Source organism: Comamonas sp. A7-5, assembly GCF_039581385.1.
Classification (GTDB): Bacteria; Pseudomonadota; Gammaproteobacteria; order Burkholderiales; family Burkholderiaceae_C; genus Comamonas; species Comamonas thiooxydans.
On the sequence record NZ_JBCPWO010000001.1, the window covers coordinates 1 to 17,540 of the forward strand.

The window sequence follows — 17,540 nt, forward strand, 5'->3', positions numbered from 1 at the left end:
ATGACTGCAGATGAGCGCCGCAACCACTATGGGCCGGATGCTTCAGCACAAGGCAGTCCTGCACCGCCTACCGCGCAGGCCGTTTCTGGCACCAGTCTCGAGCAGGCAATCGAGTCCAGGCAAACGGCAAGCCTCTATCCGAACTGACAAGCGCTCAGGCCAATCCCGGCGGGGGACACAAGGGCAGCCTGAGCCTGGGCGAATTCTGTGAAATGCAGCAGCAATCCGTGCAATGACTAGGGCTTTGCCCCAAGCCAAGCACGGTTGGTGCTGCTGTGGAATTTCTGTCTCGTGGAAGGACAAATCCATCTCAGCCTGATCCATTGTGGACTGCAAGTCCTCCTGAATCCTCTCCATCCAGACAAACCTAATCTCGCGGGCTGTTGCGATACGCTAGCATCCTCTTTGCGCCTTGGTGCTCCGTCACATCGTGCGGGATTTCTCCGCCTGCCCCTTCGAGATCCGCTCCATTTATCAGTCATGCCCATCTATGTCGCTCTGCTGCGGGCCGTCAATGTCGGCGGAACCGGCAAACTCCCCATGGCGGAGTTGAAGTCCATGTGCGAGGCCGAAGGGTTTGCGCAGGTACAGACCTATATTGCCAGCGGCAATGTGGTGCTGGATGCAGATTGCACCGAGCAGCAGCTCAAGTCGACATTGGAGCGACGCCTGGCCAGTTATGCGGGTAAGCCCGTGGATGTCATCGTGCGCACGGCCCGGGAGATGATGGAGGTGCTGGCCAACAACCCCTTTCCCGAATCCCCGGGCAACCGCACTGTTGCCATCTTTCTCGATGAAGCACCACCAACAGACGCGCTGACCCAGATCAAAGGCCGCAACGACGAACAACTGCAGTTGGGACGGCGCGAGATCTATGTGGCTTATGGTGCTGGAATGGGCAGTTCCAAGCTCAGGATTGCAGCAGCTGCCCAAGGTACGGCCAGAAATATCAACACGATTGCCCAATTGGTTGAAATGGCGACAGCACGCCAAGAGGTTGCGACACGGAAAGAGCGCTGATACTCGCTTTAACCTGTGGCACGCAGGCGGAGAAAGCGGTACAGCCACTGACGTCTCATCCATTGTCTTGGCTCAGGCAGGCTCCTTCTATCCACTCTTGCTCATGAAGGCGTAGTGTTCTGCTGCCGGTACCGGCTTGCGTGCACTCGAATGTATGGAGCCCTGCCCCGTGAAGAGAAAAGGATAGAAGCTCATGCAAGCATCATTCCCCATGCCGGCCACCTCGGCTTCCCAGCCTTCCCAACGTAAATCACGGTAGAAGTCGCGCAGCCCACCTGTGAAAGCCCATTGCACAAAAGCCGTATGCCCCATCTCCAGCGATTCCCAGGCCCAGGTGTCCGGAGCCAGGTAATGGACAGCCCCCAGATCCTCGCCCAGGGCCCCGCCATTGATGGCAAAGAATCCACCCACCGCATCGTCGGCAATCAGCAAAAATCCGCTGCTACGCGCGCGATTCCACGCCGCAAGATCGCGTGTGAGCCTGGGATGCCCCGAGCCCAGCATTCTGAGCCAGCCCCCATCGATGAGAATTCCACCGGTTCCATGAGCTATGGCCCCCAGCGGCGAGCGTGTCGTGACCTGCAAAGCAAGCAACACCGAGTCTCTCTGAGCCGACGGAGGAAGACATTCGACAGGAATGCTCGTGTCCTGCGCCCAAGCTTGTATCAGCGACAAGGCCGGCTCGTCGCGCTCCAAAAGTTCTGCCAGTGCACGCATCGATCTCCCTTGATGCAAAAGTCAACAACATCGGAATTCTGACATTTGATCTTGATATCCAGAAGTCTCGTGAAAGGCTTCAAATCGATGCTTGGCTCGACATTAACTTGATGGCTCATTCGCCAGGCAGCGACTCCAGCTGCTGGCTGACGCTTGGCAATGTCTGGAGCGCTGGCGCGGAATGAGGGTGTGACTGATTCAGCCCTATGGTGCAACCAAAGGGGTCAAGCAGCATTGCCGCAGTTGCACCAAGGCTTGTGACAATAGGACCTCGGTACAAAACTGCCCCTCTTTGTTCAAGTCTCCTTATCGCATCCTGCAGATCAGCTACCTCCCAATAGACTGTCGCCCCGCCGGCTCCCCCCGGACACTTGCTGTCCTGCGGATGGAAACCAATCAGGCAACCCGGTGTCCGGATAAAAGCGTAGTGATGATTCTCATATTGCACCTCGGTCTGAAACAATTCGGCATACCAGATAGCAGTGGCATCAATATCTTGGACAAACAGCACGACGGATTCAATTTGCTTCAGCAACATAAGCTCTCAAGGACTCTGCAAAACAGCGGTCCACAAATATAGCGCTGGCCTGGTGCTGAAAAGCAGCCGATATGCAGAAGCTGAGATCGCCTGAGAAGCATGCCACACAGCAGCCAGGAGTAATCGATCCCCGAGAATGCCGGCCTCCTCTTCACCCTCCATTGGGTGGCACTCTGAAGCCCGCCCCTACTCGCGCCTCGGCGCGCTCCAGCCAATTCCGGACTTGTGCCAGCCAGCGCCATGCGCGGGCCTCCCCGGGCCCTGCCGCTTCAAGCCTGTGTGTGGGCGCAGCTGCAGCCCCGCCATCCAATGCGTCATATCCCGCGCCGCGGTCTTCAATTCGATGATTTTTCATGGTCGACCAATAGTCTTTGGCGGCCAAACATCTGTAAAGTTGAATGATCTGACCATTCAGTTCAGAAAATCTGACTTAAAGTCCATGCGGAACCTGAACCTCGATCAGCTGCAGACGCTGATTGCCATCGCCGATCTCGGCACCTTTGCCGCAGCAGCCCAGGCGCTGCATCTGGCACCACCCACGGTCAGCCTGCATATCAAGGAGTTGGAGGCACGCATGAACGCCACGCTGTTGCTGCGCGGCAGGCGCCAGGCGGAGCTGACATCGGCCGGCCAGGTGCTGGTGCAGAAAGGACGCAAGCTGCTCGAGGCCGGCGACGACCTGATCGATCAGGTGCAGCGTCACGCCAGCGGCCGCGCTGGGCTGGTCAAGGTAGGCGTATCGGCCGGGGTCAATATTCGGCTGTTTCCGCTGATGCTCGACGCCCTCAGCCGTCACAGCCCGGGCATTGACATCAAGCTGGAGGCTGTGGGCTCAGCCGACTCCATGCAGCGCCTCAAGGCCGGAACTCTCGATATCGGCCTGGTCGCCAGCCCGCAGGCGGAGAGCGCCGAGATCATGCTCACGCCCTGGCGTAACGATCCCATGGTGGCACTATTGCCCGCGGCCTGGGAGGTCCCCGAACGGGTCAGCCCCGAATGGCTGGCAAGTCGCCCATGGGCCTGCTTTGCGTCCGCCACGCAGATGCATGGACTGATTGCCGGCTGGTTCGGCCAGGCAGGCCTGAGTCCCCGCCCATTCATTGCCCTGACCTATACAGAGGCGCTAAAAAGCCTGGCAGCCGCCGGCCAGGCTGCAGCCCTGCTGCCGCTGGAGGCCATGGAAGAGCAGCAGCAACAGAGCAGCGTACAGATACGGCACCTGTCACCCACCTTGATGCGACCCATGGCCATCGCCCATCGCCAATTGCCAACGCTGAACCCTGCGACCGCCAGCGTGCTGACGGTGCTGGCAGAGTTCGGCAATCAGGCAACAGCGTCCGCACCACAGCTCGCTTGACCTCAGCGCTGGACTGCCTAGAATTGGACGTTTTCGCTTTCCAACGAGACTCTTCACCCATGCGCCATTGATGCCGCCGTCTGATTGACGGCCACCTCCCCTCCTCCCAATCGCTGCCGTGCACATGTGCAGCCTGGAGATGTTAGGCATCAACCCATCGCATGGTCTTATGACAGAAGCTCGCCTGACGCTGCATGGCGTCTCTTACACACTGCCCAATGGGCGGCCACTCTTTTCCAATCTTTGCTGCAACGTCGGCTCACAGCGCACGGCGCTGGTGGGCCGCAATGGAGTGGGCAAAACCGTACTGGCCCGCATTCTGGCTGGCGAGCTGCCTCCCGGCAGCGGCAGCGTGACGTATGCGGGCCGCCTTCACTATCTGCCGCAGAACCCTCTGGCATCCCGTCCAGATCTGAGCATCGCTGCACTGGCAGGCCTGAGCGACACGCTGCTGGCACTGGAGCGAATTGAGCAAGGCAGCTGCGAAGCCAGCGACTACGAACTGCTAGCCGAGCGCTGGGACATACGTCAGCAGTTTCAGATGCAGCTCGAACGGATCGGCCTGCCTCCGCTGGCACCGCAAACACCTGCCAGCCAGCTCAGTGGCGGCCAGGCCATGCGCGTGGCGCTGCTGGGTGCACAACTGTCCCAGGCCGACTTTCTGATTCTGGACGAGCCCAGCAATCATCTGGACGCTGCCAGCCGCTCTGCCCTGGCGCAGCAACTGCAGCAATGGCGCAGCGGCCTGCTGCTGATCAGCCATGACAGAGTCTTGCTGGAGGTCATTGACTCCGTTGCGGAACTGACCCCCAGCGCAATCAACATCTATGGAGGAAACTACTCTTTCTACAGAGAAGTCCAGCGCCAGAAAAGCCAGAATGCACAAGACGAACTGGCCCGCCTCAAGCAGGAACGCAGCCGCGCAGAGCAAGCCTTGCGCACGCAGCAGGAACGTCAGAGTCGCAGGCAGGCACGTGGTGAAAAGTTGGGTAAGAACGGCAATCAGGCCAAGATTCTTCTGGACGCAAGCAAGGAACGCGCCCAGAGCTCGGGCGGCAAGCTGGTGACCCAACAGGCCGCAACGCGCGAAGCCCTGAACCAAAGCGTGCGCGAGGCCGCCCAGGCATTGCAGCGCCAGGTGGACTGGCAGGCCGACGGCATCCACTGGCATGCGCCTCAAGAGCCGAGGAGCCACGGAGACGGCATCGTTGCCGAGCTGCGTGATGTGCAACTGCCTCGTGTTGAACCGCACCCTCCTCTGAACCTGGTGCTGCGCGCCGGTCAGCGCATGGCCGTCAGCGGCCCCAATGGCTGCGGCAAGTCCATGCTGTTGCAACTGCTGGCCGGGCAGTTGCAACCACTGACGGGCGAGTGCTGCCTGAAAACGCCGTTTGCGATGCTGGACCAGCACCAGAGTCTGTTGCACGCCGAATCACCGGTGCTGAGCCAGTTGCTGGCCGCCAGTCCACGTACGCCCGAGTCGCTGCAACGTATGCGGCTGGCACAGGTCGGGCTGGATGCGCGCCATATCGATCAGCCTAGCGGGCAACTCAGCGGTGGTGAACGCCTCAAGGCCGCCATGGCCTGCGCGCTTTACCGTGACGAGCCGGCGCAATTGCTGCTGCTGGACGAACCTGACAACCACCTGGATCTGCCATCCCTTCAGGCATTGGAGAGCATGTTGTGCCAATACACAGGCACGCTGATTATCGTTTCGCACGACACCATGCTGCTCCGTGCGCTGAAGTTGACGCACCAGCTGAACTTTGCCGCTGAAACATGGACATTGACAACGCTCTGACCGCGGCAACCTACCCTGTCACGGGCAGTGCCGGCTGGCAGGGCCAGCTCTCGGTTGAATCTCGGTTGAATCTCGGTTGAATCTCGGTTGAATCTCGGTTGAATCTCGGTTGAGCAACGCCCTGCATCCTGCCTGCGGTTCGGCAATGCACGAGGCACCTATGCACACCATGTTCCCACGCTCCCCGACCATTCACGTGCTGGCCCTCTGTTTTCGACTTCAGGGGTTCAGGAGGTCTTTTTCCAGCGTCTTCCGTCAGTGGAGCGATAGTCACCACCCGTGGCACAGCAACCGCCCGCACCAAAGGCCATGCGTCCCAATGTGACCCGCAGCACGCCTGCCTCATAGCGGATGGATTGACGCTGACAGGAGGTGAAGAACGGATATGGCTCGGGCGCCAGTACCTTTTCCCAGCGGACTTCGCCCTTTTCCAAAGGCTCCACAAGAAAGACCTCGCAATCGTGGACCAACAGGAATACCGCCTGGCCTGCCAGCACGCCCTTGAAGACCTGCTCCGGCACTGCATCGCGCGTGGCCTGCGCCTGCTTGCTCAGAGGTGCTTGGGTTTCGCCAGAGTTGCACCCCGCCAGACCAGTCAGCGCCAGCACAAAGGAAAACAAGGGCTTTGCGATCATGAGAGTTCAGTATGCCAGTTGCTTGCAATCGCCACGACTGAAATCGTGTTGGAGAACCAGAGCCGTCAGCCTGTGTTTCCTGTGACCCGCGAGGTCTTCATGCCTTACGGCATCAGCGCGCGCGACCAGCCCAATATCTCGCCCCCTCTGGAGCACAGTGTCAGAGCACCAGCGCAAGCTGTATTTTTTCAAATCGGCCCCACGCCTCATACCTTCCGGGTGAGTCTCAAGGCATTGGACTTCGACCTGAAAACCGACAAGGTCATGAAGCTTGAACTGGGTGCAGACCAGAGCCATGTCCCTTCGGGCAATGCCACCGCAGAACTAAAGCCCTTGGCACCGTTTCAATTTCTGGGCATCCAAGGCCTAGCGGACTTGTAAAAAAGCGACCAGCGCCTGATGCATCAGCGCTGGTCGCTACGGTTGTAGTGACTGCGACTTAACCGAGCCTGGTGCCCACGCGTTCGCGCAGTGATGCCAGAAGCTCGGTCGGCAGAAACCTGAAAGCCAGTTGCAGCAGCAAAAAGCCGATCAGGCCATCGTCCAGCCAGCCCAGAATGGGAATGGTGTCAGGTACGAAGTCTATGGGGCTGACGATATAGAGCGCCGCCAGCAGGGTGACCAGCTTGGCCGCCCTGGGTGAGCGCGGGTCGCGCAGTACGGCCCAGGCGAGCAGCAGTTCTTTGCGAAAGCTTGTCAGCAGACGACCCAGTTTCCACATGGCAGTCACTCCAGCAAAAGTGAAAAAACAAATCTCAACTGCGGTCGAACTGGACGATGACAAGAGCGAGGCATTGCCGGTCTGCCACAGAATGTATCCAAGAGCTGAAACCCCAAAAGCATCAATCCTTCCATTGGAAAAGATTGATGCTCCTGATTCAACAGCAGATCAACCGTCGACGGGGTGTTCCGGCGTCTGCAGCGTGAGCTGGTAGAAGGCCAGATCCAGCCAGCGGCCGAACTTGAAGCCCACCTGAGGCATCAGGCCCACGGACTCAAAGCCCAGCCGCTTGTGCAGTGCAATGCTGCCCGCATTGGCAGCGTCGATGGCTCCGACGAGCACATGCACATCTCCACGCTGCCTGGCCTCGGCAATCAGCAGCTCCATCAGTTGCTGCCCCAAACCTCGGCCTCGGTGCTGTGGATGGACATAGACCGAATGCTCGACCGTGTACTTGTAGGCGGGGTAGGCGCGAAAGCCTCCCCAGCTGCAAAAGCCCAGCAACCGGCCTTGCGCATCTTCAATGCCGATGACGGGGAAGCCGCCTGCACGCTTGGCCTCGAACCAGCTGACCATGTTTTGTGTGGTGCGCGGCTGGTAGTCGTAGAGCGCCGTGGAGTTGACGATGGCATCGTTGAAAATGTCCAGAATCGCAGCGGCGTGGCGTTCGTGCGTGCATTGCACGATGTTCAGATCACTCATTTCTTGGCCTCAGGCACCCAAATTAGAGACGGTATTATGGGCAAGGACCAAGCAGTCGTGGCCTGTGTAGCAATTAACTGCACAGGCCTGGATGCTATAAGAATAGATCCATCTTCCTTCTCGCCGGTATTTTCAGGAAACCCTCATGCAAAGCAGCGCACGCAACCAGTTCAAGGGCAGTGTCTCCCATATCAGCCACGGCATCGTCACCGATGAAGTCCAGATCCGTACCGAACACAATGCAGAGCTGGTGGCGACCATCACGCATGGCAGCGCCGTCAGCCTGGGCCTGAAGGCCGGCAGTACGGTGATCGCCATGGTCAAGGCGCCGTCCGTGATGGTGGTGACGAATTGCGAAGGCGTGCGCTTTTCGGCGCGCAACCAGCTCAACGGCAAGATCACCCGAATCAAGCCCGGCGCGGTGAATGCCGAAGTGACCATAGACGCCCAGGGTCTGCAGGTGGTGGCCATGGTCACGCAGGAGAGCACCGAAAACCTGGGCCTTGCTGTGGGCAAGACGGCCACGGCCTTGTTCAAGGCTTCTCAGGTCGTGCTGGCGGTGCTGCCCTGATGAACGAATCCATTGTTCTGCAGCCGATAGGCCGCGTACACAGCCCGTTCAAGCATGCCGTGGGCATGCCCATACAGACCGTTGCCGCCCAGCAGCATGAGGGAAGGATAGAGGTTTTTGCACCTTTTGCCGCGGGCTTGCGCGATGTGCAGGAGTTTCAATTCCTGATCCTGCTCACGCACCTGCATGAGGCCACGGAAAAGCTGGAAGTCGTGCCCTTCATGGACACCAGCAGCCATGGCGTGTTTGCAACAAGGGCACCGGCAAGGCCCAACCGCATCGGCCTGTCCATTGTCGAGTTGCTTGGCATGGACGGATGCTGGCTGCATTTCCGCGGCAACGACATGCTGGATGGCACGCCCGTGCTCGACATCAAACCCTATGTGCCGCAGCTGGATGTGCGCGAGACAGAACGCATCGGCTGGTTTGCCAGAGGGCTGGATCAGTTGCCGGACAGACTCTCCGACGAGCGCATGCGTTAAGAGCTACTTGTGTTCAGAACTGGAACAGCTGATGTGCCTATCTCCAAAGCGCATGCAGCTACTTGATGCACGGCATGGCACTTAGCGCTCTTCATACCTGCCGGTCACGCGCCCCTGGCTATCCGTCACCACACTGCTCTTGACCTGCCAGACCAGACCATCGAGTCCTGGCACGGTGTACTCGCCGTCGCGTCCCTTGACGGCCTGCTTCCAGGCCTGCATCTGAGCCTGGGTCAGGCTGAGCTTGAGCTCATGGTCGCTATGCCAGTCCAGCATCCCGCCTTCACTGTCGCCGGCAGGCACCAGCTCCAGCGTGGAACCATCGCCTGCCAGAATCAGCGGACGGCCATGGGGCAGGCGAGCAGGCAGCATGGCCTTGAGGTCGCGCACGCCCAGGCTGCCCAGGCGAATCACGGTCTGGGGACTGCGCAGCAGGCGCTTGCGATGACTGAAGCCAAGCACATCGTTGTAGAGCACGCCCGTCTTCGAGCCTTCTCGAGCCGCCCCTGCGTCGATGGCGGCCTGCACATCGGGCAAGTCATGCAGACTGGGCCGGGCCAGATCGGTGATCCACAGCGGCATATAACTCTGCAGGGAATGCAGCGCTCCCTGCACATTCCATCGGCGTACCTCGCGCAACTCGTCACTGGTCAGCCCCACCAGTTGCAGAAACATCAGGTCGCCATAGGGTGTATGAATGGCCGGCAGCTCGGGATCCTGCACAAAGCCCATTTCGGTCAGCAGCGTGTCGGCATCGGCCTTGATCGGTCCGTTGGCCGTCATCCAGTGGCCGGGGGCCAGCACATTGCCGGTGCGGAATACATATCGAGCAATATTTTGCAAAAAGTTAACAGGCCAACTAGGTGGCTCCTGCTCGCTGGCGGCACGCATCAGCCTGAAGCTCAACTCGAAACCATAGCCACTGGGCTTGCCTGGAGCGATGTCGTAGCTGTCGTCCAGATCGCCATACAGATCGCTGAAGCCATAGCTGACATAGTGCCAGTGCGGCACGCCCTGCTCGCTGCGATAGACGCTGACGCCGTCCAGCGGCTCTTCTCCCCCTAGACGAAACTTGATCAGCGTCCCGAAATGCACGGGCTGCTGATCGCCATAAACCGTCTGCAGCGCCCCATCAATTGCATCCCATCCCTGGCTGCCCTCTTCCCCGTTAGCGTGGGTTTGAGAGTCGTAGGTTTCGCGGGAATTCATGGCCTTTTTCTCCTTTGCCCCAAGTATCAAGGCAGGCGAAAGCCGTTCGACCCGGATTACAAACGGAGATGTGAGCGAGCGTTTCTGGCAACCATGCGTTCAGAAACCTCGGTCGACCCCTTCGATCTGCCACCAGGCCGGCAGCAGTGCACGCACCTCGGCGCGCGCGAAGCGGTCGTCCATCAGCACCAGAACGCCATGATCGTGCTCGCTGCGTATGACCCGGCCAGCCGCCTGCACCACCTTGCGCAGGCCGGGGTAAAGATAGGTGTAGTCATAGCCCTGCCCCACTCCCATGGCCTGATCCATGGCACGCTGCATGGCTTCGTTGACAGGATTGAGCTGGGGCAGACCCAGCGTGGCAACAAAAGCACCGATCAGACGGCTGCCGGGCAGATCCACGCCTTCGGAAAATGCCCCCCCCAGCACGGCCAGACCCAGGCCCTGACCACCATCGACAAAGCGGGCCAGGAATTCGGCACGCCCAGCTTCGTCCATGCCGCGCTGCTGCAGCCATAGCGGCAGTTGCGGGTGCAGACGTTCCAGAGTGGCGGCGACCTGCTGAAGATAGTCAAAACTGCTGACAAAACACAGATAGTTGCCAGGCTGTCGTGCATATTGCTGCGCGATCAGCTCGGCCATGGGGGTCAGTGATGCCTCGCGATCTCGCCAGCGTGTCGAGATATGGCCGGCGATATGCACCTGCAGCTGCCGGGCCGCAAACGGCGCCGGAACATCCAGCCAGGCCGTATCCGCAGGCAGTCCCAGCAGATCGCGATAGAACTGTGGTGGACTCAGCGTGCCCGAAAACAGCACCGTGGCCTGTGCCACCTCATGGCGTGCCGCCAAATGCGGCGCGGGCACCACATTGCGAATGCACAGCGTGGATGCCGGCGTACGCACTCTGCTCGAACGCTGCAGCGGCGTGGCCAGTTGAATATCAAACAGCGCATGCGGCCCGAACTGCTCGGCCAGCGCCTGAAAGTGCAGCAATTCCCAGTAAAAATCCAGCAAGGCATGGTCGGCAAGCACAGGCTTCCCCCCTGCGGCTGCATGGCCGGCTATCTCCTGCTCAGCCAGCTGATCCGCTATTGCGCCTGCGGCCCGCTGTATGGCGCCCAGCAGCGCGCCAGGAATGCTCTCGTAGCTTTGGTAACTGGCCTGATCCTGGGCCTTGTTCAGCGCCTGCCACTGACGCTGCAGTGCATCGAGTGCCTTTTTGACAGCACCCGTCGCGCCTTGGCGGGCCTGCGCCAGATCAAACTGGAACAGCGGTGCCGTGTACATGCTGCGCGCGCGCTCCAGCAGATTGTGCGCCTCGTCCACCAGCACGCCCACGCGCCAGTCCTGCTGCAAGGTCAGCGCATAGAGCATGGCGGCACTGTCGTAGTAATAGTGGTAGTCGGCCACCACCACATCGGCCCAGCGCACCAGCTCCTGCGACAGGTAATAGGGGCAGATGCCATGCTGCAAGGCCAGAGTCCGCAACGCCGGCGCATCCCAGAGAGGCAATTGCAGCGCCTGTTGCCTGGCCGCAGGCAGTCGATCAAAGAAACCGCGCGCCAACGGACAGGACTCTCCATGGCAGGCCTTGTCGGGATGCTCGCAGGTCTTTTCGCGCGCCTTCATGTCCAGGATACGCAGTGGCGCAACCGACCCCGACAAAGCTTGCTGCAGCTGACGCAGAGCATGCAGTGCCAGTCCATGGCCGGTGCCCTTGGCAGTGAGAAAGAACAGCTTGTCCAGACCAGCGGCATCAGCCTCCGAGGCCCCCCTGGTTATGACTGCTGCCATGCTCTTGAGCATGGGGAAAATGGTGGCAAGGGTCTTGCCAATGCCTGTCGGGGCCTGGGCCATCAGACAGCGACCGCCTGAGCTGGCATGGGCCGTGCGATAGACGGCCACGGCCAGCTCCCGCTGCCCGGCTCTGAAGGCCGGCATGGGAAACCGCAACTGGGCCATGGCCGCATCGCGCGCCCGCCGGTGGGCGGCCTCGCTGCGTGCCCAGTCGAGATAGCGGGCACATTGCAACTCGAAAAAGGCTTGCAGTTCGGTGGCAGAACACTCTTCCACCAGCACAGTCTCCTCTGCGCTACCAATCTGGAAATAAACCAGCGCCAGCTTGAGCCGCTCAAGGCCGCGCTCCTGACACAACAGATGACCATAGACCCTGACCTGGGCCCAATGCAGTGCCCGATGATGGGGGCGCACGCCGTCGAGCCGGCCCCGGTAGGTCTTGATCTCTTCGAGCTGCTGCTTCACGGCATCAAAGCCATCGGCCCGACCGCGAACCTGCAGCTCTTCGAACCAGCCGCTGAGCGCCAGCTCCGCCTCGTAGCCGCCCGCTTTCTCACGGCGTTTCTGCACCACGGCATGGCCTTCCATGCCCTCCAGCGCACTGGGCGCAGGCGTGAAGCGCAGATCCAGATCGCCGCCGCGCACCGTGAACTCGCACAGTGCGCGTACTGCCACACTCAGCGCAGGCTTCATGGCATGCTACCTTCGTCACGCCACTGCACATGACAGACGCTCACGGGAATGCCCTGCTCCGTGCAATAGGCCAGCCATCGAATCTGGTTGTCCTGCAGCTTGTCACCCGGTGCCTTGACTTCCACCAGCTCGTAGCGTGAACCGGCATCGGACCTATGGGGCCAGAAGCGCACCAGATCGGGAAAGCCGGTGCGGTTGGCTTTCACGTCCAAAAGCAGCCGTGTGAACAGAATCCGCAGATGGGCGGCAGGCATGCAATCGAGCGCCAACTCCAGCAGCTCTTGCGTCAACGTACCCCAGAACACGAACGGTGACTGAACCCCTTGCTTGTCGGCAAAACGCTGGCGAATCGTGTCCCTGTAGCGACCGTCCTCCAGCTCGGCCAGACAGGCATCAAACAGAGGCTGGCGGCGCAGCACAAAATCCGGTGCTCCCAGATCGGCCGGCCCACTCTGGAAGGGATGAAAAAACGCCCCCGGCAGCGGCGCAAAGATGGCGGGCCAGCACAGCAGACCGAATAGCGAGTTGACCAACGCATTCTCCACATAGAACACGGGCGCATCAGCGCTATGCCAATGGGCTTGCAGCGCGTACTCCACCGCCATGGGCTGGGCGGGTCGGTCCAGCAGCACATCGCAGCGCAGGGCCGCCACGGCCGGGGCCAGAGCTGGCTGGCGCCCCGTGGCCCCCAGTCCCAGGCTGCGGCTCAGACGCGGCAGCATGCGCGCCACGCGCTGGCGCTCCTCCTCGCTTTCAGGCGCGGCTTGCGCCTGGCTGGCAAGGGCCAGTGCCTCATCAAAGCGCTGCATGCGCTCCAGCACGCGAATATGACGGTGGCGTGCACCCGCATAGCAGCTGGCCGTGTAGGCCTGAGCCGCCAGCGGCCAGTCCTGCAGCCTCTCGCACATCTGGCCAAGCTTCAGCAGAACCTTGGCCCGGCGCATGTCCAGCCATGGGTTCTCGCTATGATTTTCAATAAGCGCAGGCAGCAATTGTGCCGGCTCCACGCCTTCGTCGAGGTCCCGACGCCGGGCCGATATCTCCAGATAGAAGTCCAGATCTTCGCGGCGCTGAAATGCACGCGAGTCAGCATCCAGCGCCACCGGCTCGTAGCGGAAAATACCGAGGTCGGCCAGCACGAACTCCGACCAGTCCTGGTAGAGATTGCCAAAGAACATCAGCCGCAGACGCTCTCCCAGCTCGTCCACCATGACGCGCCAGACAGGTTCCACGGCCTCGGGATGCCAGACGGCATACGGCCGAGGCTCGGGTTGCCTCTCAGCCAACAGTTGCAGCATCTCGGCCTTGCGCATCGAGGAGCACAGCTCAAAGCCAGTCAAGATCTGAAGCAGCTCGGGTTTGGTGTGCAGGCCGAATAGTTCGACCGCCTCCATGGGCTCGGTGGTACTGAGCCAGCCACGCTCCAGCAAAGGTGCTGCGGCGTCGCCCGTCACCGGAATCTCCTCGTAGGCCAGCTTGCTGGCTCGAAACCAGGGCCCGCGCCGCATCAGCATGCGTACCAGCAGCGCCCTGGAGTTCTGCGGCAAGCGCGCAAAGTCGGCAATGAAATCAGCCTCCTGCTCACTGAGCAGATCTCCATAGCGCTGCGCCAGCCAATCCAGCGCCTGCTGGAAGTTGTGCAGATAGTAGAAGCGGTGCGGCGGAAGAATGGCGGCCTGGGATGCGGTCACGGTGACGCTCACAAAATGCTCGGGGAAAAGACGGCTGGATGCCGACCATGAAACCTGTATTTTCATACAGCCCATAAGTCCCTGCAGACTCCTCCGAACCCAGGATTGCCGATCAGCGGCCGAAACGCTTGCGACTTGAATGCCCGGTGACAGTGGCACACAATCAATGCTTCATTCAACAAGGAGCAGGCAATGCTGGACTGGAACGAATACCGCAAGGAATTGGCAGGCAGGCTGGGAGAGTTTTCCGAGTTGAGCCCAGGCACCATGGAGGGCTACAAGGCCTTGTCCGGTGCGGGCAGGAAGACCGGCCATCTCGATGCCAAGACACGCGAGCTGATTGCCATTGCCGTGGGCGTGACCACGCGTTGCGACGGCTGCATTGCCGTGCATACCAAGGCTGCCAAGGCAGCTGGTGCCAGCCGGGAAGAAATTGCCGAAGCCCTGGGTGTGGCTGTGGCCTTGAATGCGGGCGCCGCCATGGTCTACTCGGCTCGCGCTCTGGACGCTTTGGACGAGTAACGTTCTAAAAAGATAGCAGCCAGCGCCTGTCTGGCTAGCCATACCTAGCCGTCAAAGCACAACCTGCGTGCCCAGCTCCACCACCTGGTTGGCTGGCAGCTTGTAATAAGTGGCCGCACTGGCCGACTGACGAGACATCCAGCCAAACAGCGCGCAGCGCCAGGCCGAGAGACCGCCGGGCCCGTCGACCACCTGCACCCTGGCCACAAAGAAGCTGGTCGTCATGGGGTCGAGGTTCGGTATCTCTCCATCGGCGTCCGGTGCAATCCGCTGGAGCGCCGCCGGAATATCAGGCTGCTCGCGAAAGCCGAAATGCATGTCCAGTGCCCAGACCCCATTGCACATGGGCTTCAGCTGCAAGCGCTCGCCATCATGCACATAGGGCGTGTTCTCGTTGATCACGTGGAGAAATACCGTCTGCTCATGCATGACCTTGAAATGCTTGAGATTGTGGAACAGCGCATTCGGCACAAGCTTGGGGTCGGAAGTCAGATAGACGGCCGTGCCGGACACCACCGGCACGCCGCTCATGGGCGAGCTCATCAGATCGCTCATGGGAATATCAAGGCGACGGCGATGTTCGGCCACCAGCTGGGTACCGTCGCGCCATGTGGTCAGCGCGATGAAGATGATGGCGCCCAGAGTCAGCGGCAGCCAGCCGCCCTGCTCCAGCTTGGTCAGGTTGGAGGCAAAAAAGCCTATCTCCAGCACCGCAAAACAGGCCAGCGCCGCCAGTGTCACGGCTCTTGCTCGGCTGCGCCCCAGATAGACCACAAAGCCCACCAGCATGGTGGTGATCAGCATGGTGCCCGACACGGCAATGCCATAGGCCGCCGCCAGCGCTCCCGAGGACTTGAAGGCCAGCACCAGCGCGATCACGGCCAGCAGCATCAACCAGTTCACACTGGGAATATAGATCTGGCCCTGTTCCTGATCGGAGGTATGCAACACACGCACACGCGGCAGATACCCCAGACGGTTGGCCTGCAGCGTCATGGAATAAGCCCCCGAGATGGTCGCCTGAGAGGCAATCACCGTGGCGGCCGTGGCCAGCACCACAAAAATCAGCAACCAGGACGGCGAGGCCAGCAAGAAAAAGGGATTGCTGGCCGCAGTCGCATCGCGCAACAGCAAGGCACCCTGACCGAAGTAATTGAGCATCAGAGCCGGAAACACCAGTCCATACCAGCCCAGACGCACGGCCCGGCTGCCGAAGTGGCCCATATCGGCATAAAGAGCTTCGGCGCCTGTCATGGCAAGAAACACGGCCGATAGCAGAAAGAAGGCCTTGTCCGTGTGTTGCACGGCGAAGCGAAGCGCATGCAGCGGGTTGACGGCCTGCAGCACCATGGGCGTCTGCACAATGCTGGCCACGCCCGCCCAGGCAATGCAAAGGAACCAGACAATGGTGACCGGGCCGAACAGCCTCCCCACCACACTGGTGCCCTTCATCTGAATGGAAAACAGTCCGATCAGTATGCCTATCGTGATAGGTACGATGAAATGCTCGAACTCCGGCGTGGCAATGCTCATACCCTCCACGGCAGAGAGCACGGAAATCGCTGGCGTGATGATGGCATCCCCATAGAACAGCGCGGCCGCAAACACGCCGGCCCCGACCACAAAGCGCGAGCGGCGCGACTGATCGCCCATCACGCGGTGGGCCAGTGCCGTTAGCGCCAGCACGCCGCCCTCGCCATCGTTATCGTGGCTGAGCACAACCCACACATACTTGATGGCGACTATGACGATCACGGCCCAGAGCAGGGCCGAGAGCGCGGCCAGCACATTCTCGTGGCCCACCGTCAGCCCATGGACGCCGGTAAATGCCTCCTTGAACGCATAGAGCGGGCTGGTACCGATATCGCCAAATACCACCCCCAGCGCCGCCAATGTCAGTGCCGACTGGCTGCTGCCCTGCCCCGTATCCCCAGCCCCCTGAAGCCCGTGTTTGCTTTGTGACATAGCCATGCTTTTTGCAGTGATAGAGGCCGCTGCAGCCGGGCGGCGGCAGCCCAGTATGGCACGCTGACGGAAATTGGAAAGCTGGATGACGCTGGGCCGAGCTGTCTTTCTTTATGCAATCTTGATAGCAGCAGCCACAATCCATACCAGGGCTTGAGGCCTGCCTTTCTAGATTCAAGGCTTCGCAACAACCGGCTTGCCCTTCAAGCCCGTCTCCCATGAAGCCCGTCGCCATCCTCCAGCACGAAGCGTCGCAAGGCCCCGGCATCCTGCTCGACCATCTGCGCCAGCAAGAGATTGCCCATGTGCTGATAGATCCCTGTGCCGAAGGCACGGCCCCGGCCAATGCGCGCGACTATCGCGGCATCATAGTGCTGGGCAGCAACCATTGCGCCAACGAGCAGTTGCTCTGGATCGATGAAGAACGCTGCCTGCTGCAAAGTGCCCTGCAGCACGACATCCCCGTGCTGGGCCACTGCTTTGGCGCGCAGATGCTGGCCCGCGCCATGAGCGCACGCGTATGGCGCAACCCCTGCCCGAACATAGGCTGGAGCGAAGTCCGTATCACCCCCAGCGCCCAGCAACTGATGAATCTGCCCGCGCAAGCCACCATCTTCAACTGGCATTACGACACATTCGACATTCCGACGGCCGCCAGGCGCACCATGTACGGACAGCATTGCCTGAACAAGGGCTTTGTCCACGGCCGGCGATGGGCGTTTCAAGGCCATCTGGAAGTGACCGCAGACAGCGTGCGTCAATGGTGCTGCGAGGGCCATGACGAACTGCTGCAGGCCCGGGGTCCGGCCGCACAAAGCGAGGCCCAGATCCTGGACCGAATGCCGCAACATATAGACCAGTTGCATGCCATGGCACTGCGTACCTACAGGGCATGGACCGACCAGCTGGACAGGCCGGTTTCGGTTTCGTGCAGCAGTTCCTCGGAAGCTTTGAGCCGATTTCGCCTGCGCTCCGACGAATACCTTCGCATGCAGCTATGAGACTGCACACTTGCCGCCCCTGGGCTGGCCGGGAACAGACGTTTTGTTGCATCTGGCGGACGGTCTCTGGCAAGGCCCGGCCGCTGTCTGGGTCAGAATGACCGGCAAACTCACTGCC

17 protein-coding genes are annotated in these 17,540 nt (G+C 60.7%); 8 read left to right on the forward strand and 9 right to left on the reverse strand.

Translation table 11 applies throughout. The annotated features are described in order from the left end of the window. Positions 1–480: 480 nt before the first annotated feature. Complete coding sequence (locus AAIL67_RS00005) at positions 481–1,020, forward strand: DUF1697 domain-containing protein (protein ID WP_063661143.1); 540 nt, start codon at positions 481–483, stop codon at positions 1,018–1,020. Between the two features lie 87 nt (positions 1,021–1,107). On the opposite strand, the gene AAIL67_RS00010 is transcribed toward AAIL67_RS00005, so the two are convergent. Further along, positions 1,108–1,737 (reverse strand): DUF2625 domain-containing protein, encoded by a 630-nt coding sequence (locus AAIL67_RS00010; RefSeq protein ID WP_063661142.1) that lies wholly within the window; start codon positions 1,735–1,737, stop codon positions 1,108–1,110. A 115-nt stretch (positions 1,738–1,852) separates the two neighbouring features. After that, the gene (locus AAIL67_RS00015) at positions 1,853–2,275 is read right to left on the reverse strand and encodes a VOC family protein (RefSeq protein ID WP_034352550.1); all 423 of its coding nucleotides are present in this window, start codon (positions 2,273–2,275) and stop codon (positions 1,853–1,855) included. A 439-nt stretch (positions 2,276–2,714) separates the two neighbouring features. On the opposite strand from AAIL67_RS00015, the gene AAIL67_RS00020 reads away from it, so the two are divergent. Together AAIL67_RS00020 and AAIL67_RS00025 are read left to right on the forward strand one after the other, a co-directional pair. Next, positions 2,715–3,632 carry a LysR family transcriptional regulator gene (locus tag AAIL67_RS00020; protein ID WP_063661141.1) on the forward strand — a complete coding sequence of 306 codons (918 nt, stop codon included), beginning with the start codon at positions 2,715–2,717 and terminating at the stop codon, positions 3,630–3,632. Positions 3,633–3,801: 169 nt separating this feature from the next. Continuing rightward, on the forward strand, positions 3,802–5,433 hold the full coding sequence (locus AAIL67_RS00025; protein WP_343483095.1) for an ATP-binding cassette domain-containing protein: 1,632 nt from the start codon (positions 3,802–3,804) through the stop codon (positions 5,431–5,433). A 227-nt stretch (positions 5,434–5,660) separates the two neighbouring features. Here AAIL67_RS00025 and AAIL67_RS00030 read toward each other — a convergent pair whose 3' ends face one another. Beyond that, positions 5,661–6,068, reverse strand: a complete 408-nt coding sequence (locus AAIL67_RS00030; protein ID WP_063661139.1) for a hypothetical protein — start codon at positions 6,066–6,068, stop codon at positions 5,661–5,663. Between the two features lie 45 nt (positions 6,069–6,113). Here AAIL67_RS00030 and AAIL67_RS00035 point away from each other — a divergent pair, with 45 nt between their 5' ends. Continuing rightward, on the forward strand, positions 6,114–6,449 hold the full coding sequence (locus AAIL67_RS00035) for a hypothetical protein (RefSeq protein WP_156507034.1): 336 nt from the start codon (positions 6,114–6,116) through the stop codon (positions 6,447–6,449). Positions 6,450–6,507: 58 nt separating this feature from the next. Here the strand turns inward: AAIL67_RS00035 and AAIL67_RS00040 are convergent, their stop codons facing one another. Both AAIL67_RS00040 and AAIL67_RS00045 read right to left on the reverse strand, forming a co-directional pair. After that, positions 6,508–6,789: a DUF1232 domain-containing protein gene (locus AAIL67_RS00040; RefSeq protein WP_063661137.1), complete on the reverse strand. Its 282-nt coding sequence runs from the start codon at positions 6,787–6,789 to the stop codon at positions 6,508–6,510. Positions 6,790–6,957: 168 nt separating this feature from the next. Beyond that, entirely contained in the window at positions 6,958–7,491 is a 534-nt protein-coding gene (locus AAIL67_RS00045) for a GNAT family N-acetyltransferase (protein WP_063661136.1), read from the reverse strand. Between the two features lie 145 nt (positions 7,492–7,636). On the opposite strand from AAIL67_RS00045, the gene AAIL67_RS00050 reads away from it, so the two are divergent. Further along, entirely contained in the window at positions 7,637–8,062 is a 426-nt protein-coding gene (locus tag AAIL67_RS00050) for a TOBE domain-containing protein (RefSeq protein WP_012838287.1), read from the forward strand. Next, positions 8,062–8,544 carry a tRNA (N6-threonylcarbamoyladenosine(37)-N6)-methyltransferase TrmO gene (gene tsaA / locus AAIL67_RS00055; protein WP_063661135.1) on the forward strand — a complete coding sequence of 161 codons (483 nt, stop codon included), beginning with the start codon at positions 8,062–8,064 and terminating at the stop codon, positions 8,542–8,544. The genes AAIL67_RS00050 and tsaA overlap by 1 nt, the downstream gene beginning before the upstream one ends. A gap of 81 nt (positions 8,545–8,625) precedes the next feature. Here the strand turns inward: tsaA and AAIL67_RS00060 are convergent, their stop codons facing one another. The 3 genes from AAIL67_RS00060 to AAIL67_RS00070 form a co-directional block, all read right to left on the reverse strand. Next, positions 8,626–9,753 carry a suppressor of fused domain protein gene (locus AAIL67_RS00060; protein WP_063661134.1) on the reverse strand — a complete coding sequence of 376 codons (1,128 nt, stop codon included), beginning with the start codon at positions 9,751–9,753 and terminating at the stop codon, positions 8,626–8,628. 99 nt (positions 9,754–9,852) lie between these two features. Continuing rightward, a complete protein-coding gene (locus AAIL67_RS00065) occupies positions 9,853–12,243 on the reverse strand; it encodes an ATP-dependent DNA helicase (protein ID WP_343483096.1) in 2,391 nt (796 codons plus the stop codon). Continuing rightward, positions 12,240–14,000, reverse strand: a complete 1,761-nt coding sequence (locus AAIL67_RS00070) for a VRR-NUC domain-containing protein (protein ID WP_343483097.1) — start codon at positions 13,998–14,000, stop codon at positions 12,240–12,242. Before AAIL67_RS00070 ends, AAIL67_RS00065 begins: the two co-directional genes overlap by 4 nt. Positions 14,001–14,126: 126 nt before the next feature. Here AAIL67_RS00070 and AAIL67_RS00075 point away from each other — a divergent pair, with 126 nt between their 5' ends. After that, on the forward strand, positions 14,127–14,456 hold the full coding sequence (locus AAIL67_RS00075) for a carboxymuconolactone decarboxylase family protein (protein ID WP_004340750.1): 330 nt from the start codon (positions 14,127–14,129) through the stop codon (positions 14,454–14,456). Between the two features lie 51 nt (positions 14,457–14,507). Here the strand turns inward: AAIL67_RS00075 and AAIL67_RS00080 are convergent, their stop codons facing one another. Beyond that, on the reverse strand, positions 14,508–16,421 hold the full coding sequence (locus AAIL67_RS00080; RefSeq protein ID WP_343483098.1) for a potassium transporter Kup: 1,914 nt from the start codon (positions 16,419–16,421) through the stop codon (positions 14,508–14,510). A 218-nt stretch (positions 16,422–16,639) separates the two neighbouring features. On the opposite strand from AAIL67_RS00080, the gene AAIL67_RS00085 reads away from it, so the two are divergent. Then, positions 16,640–17,422 (forward strand): type 1 glutamine amidotransferase, encoded by a 783-nt coding sequence (locus tag AAIL67_RS00085; RefSeq protein ID WP_343483099.1) that lies wholly within the window; start codon positions 16,640–16,642, stop codon positions 17,420–17,422. Positions 17,423–17,540 lie beyond the last annotated feature (118 nt).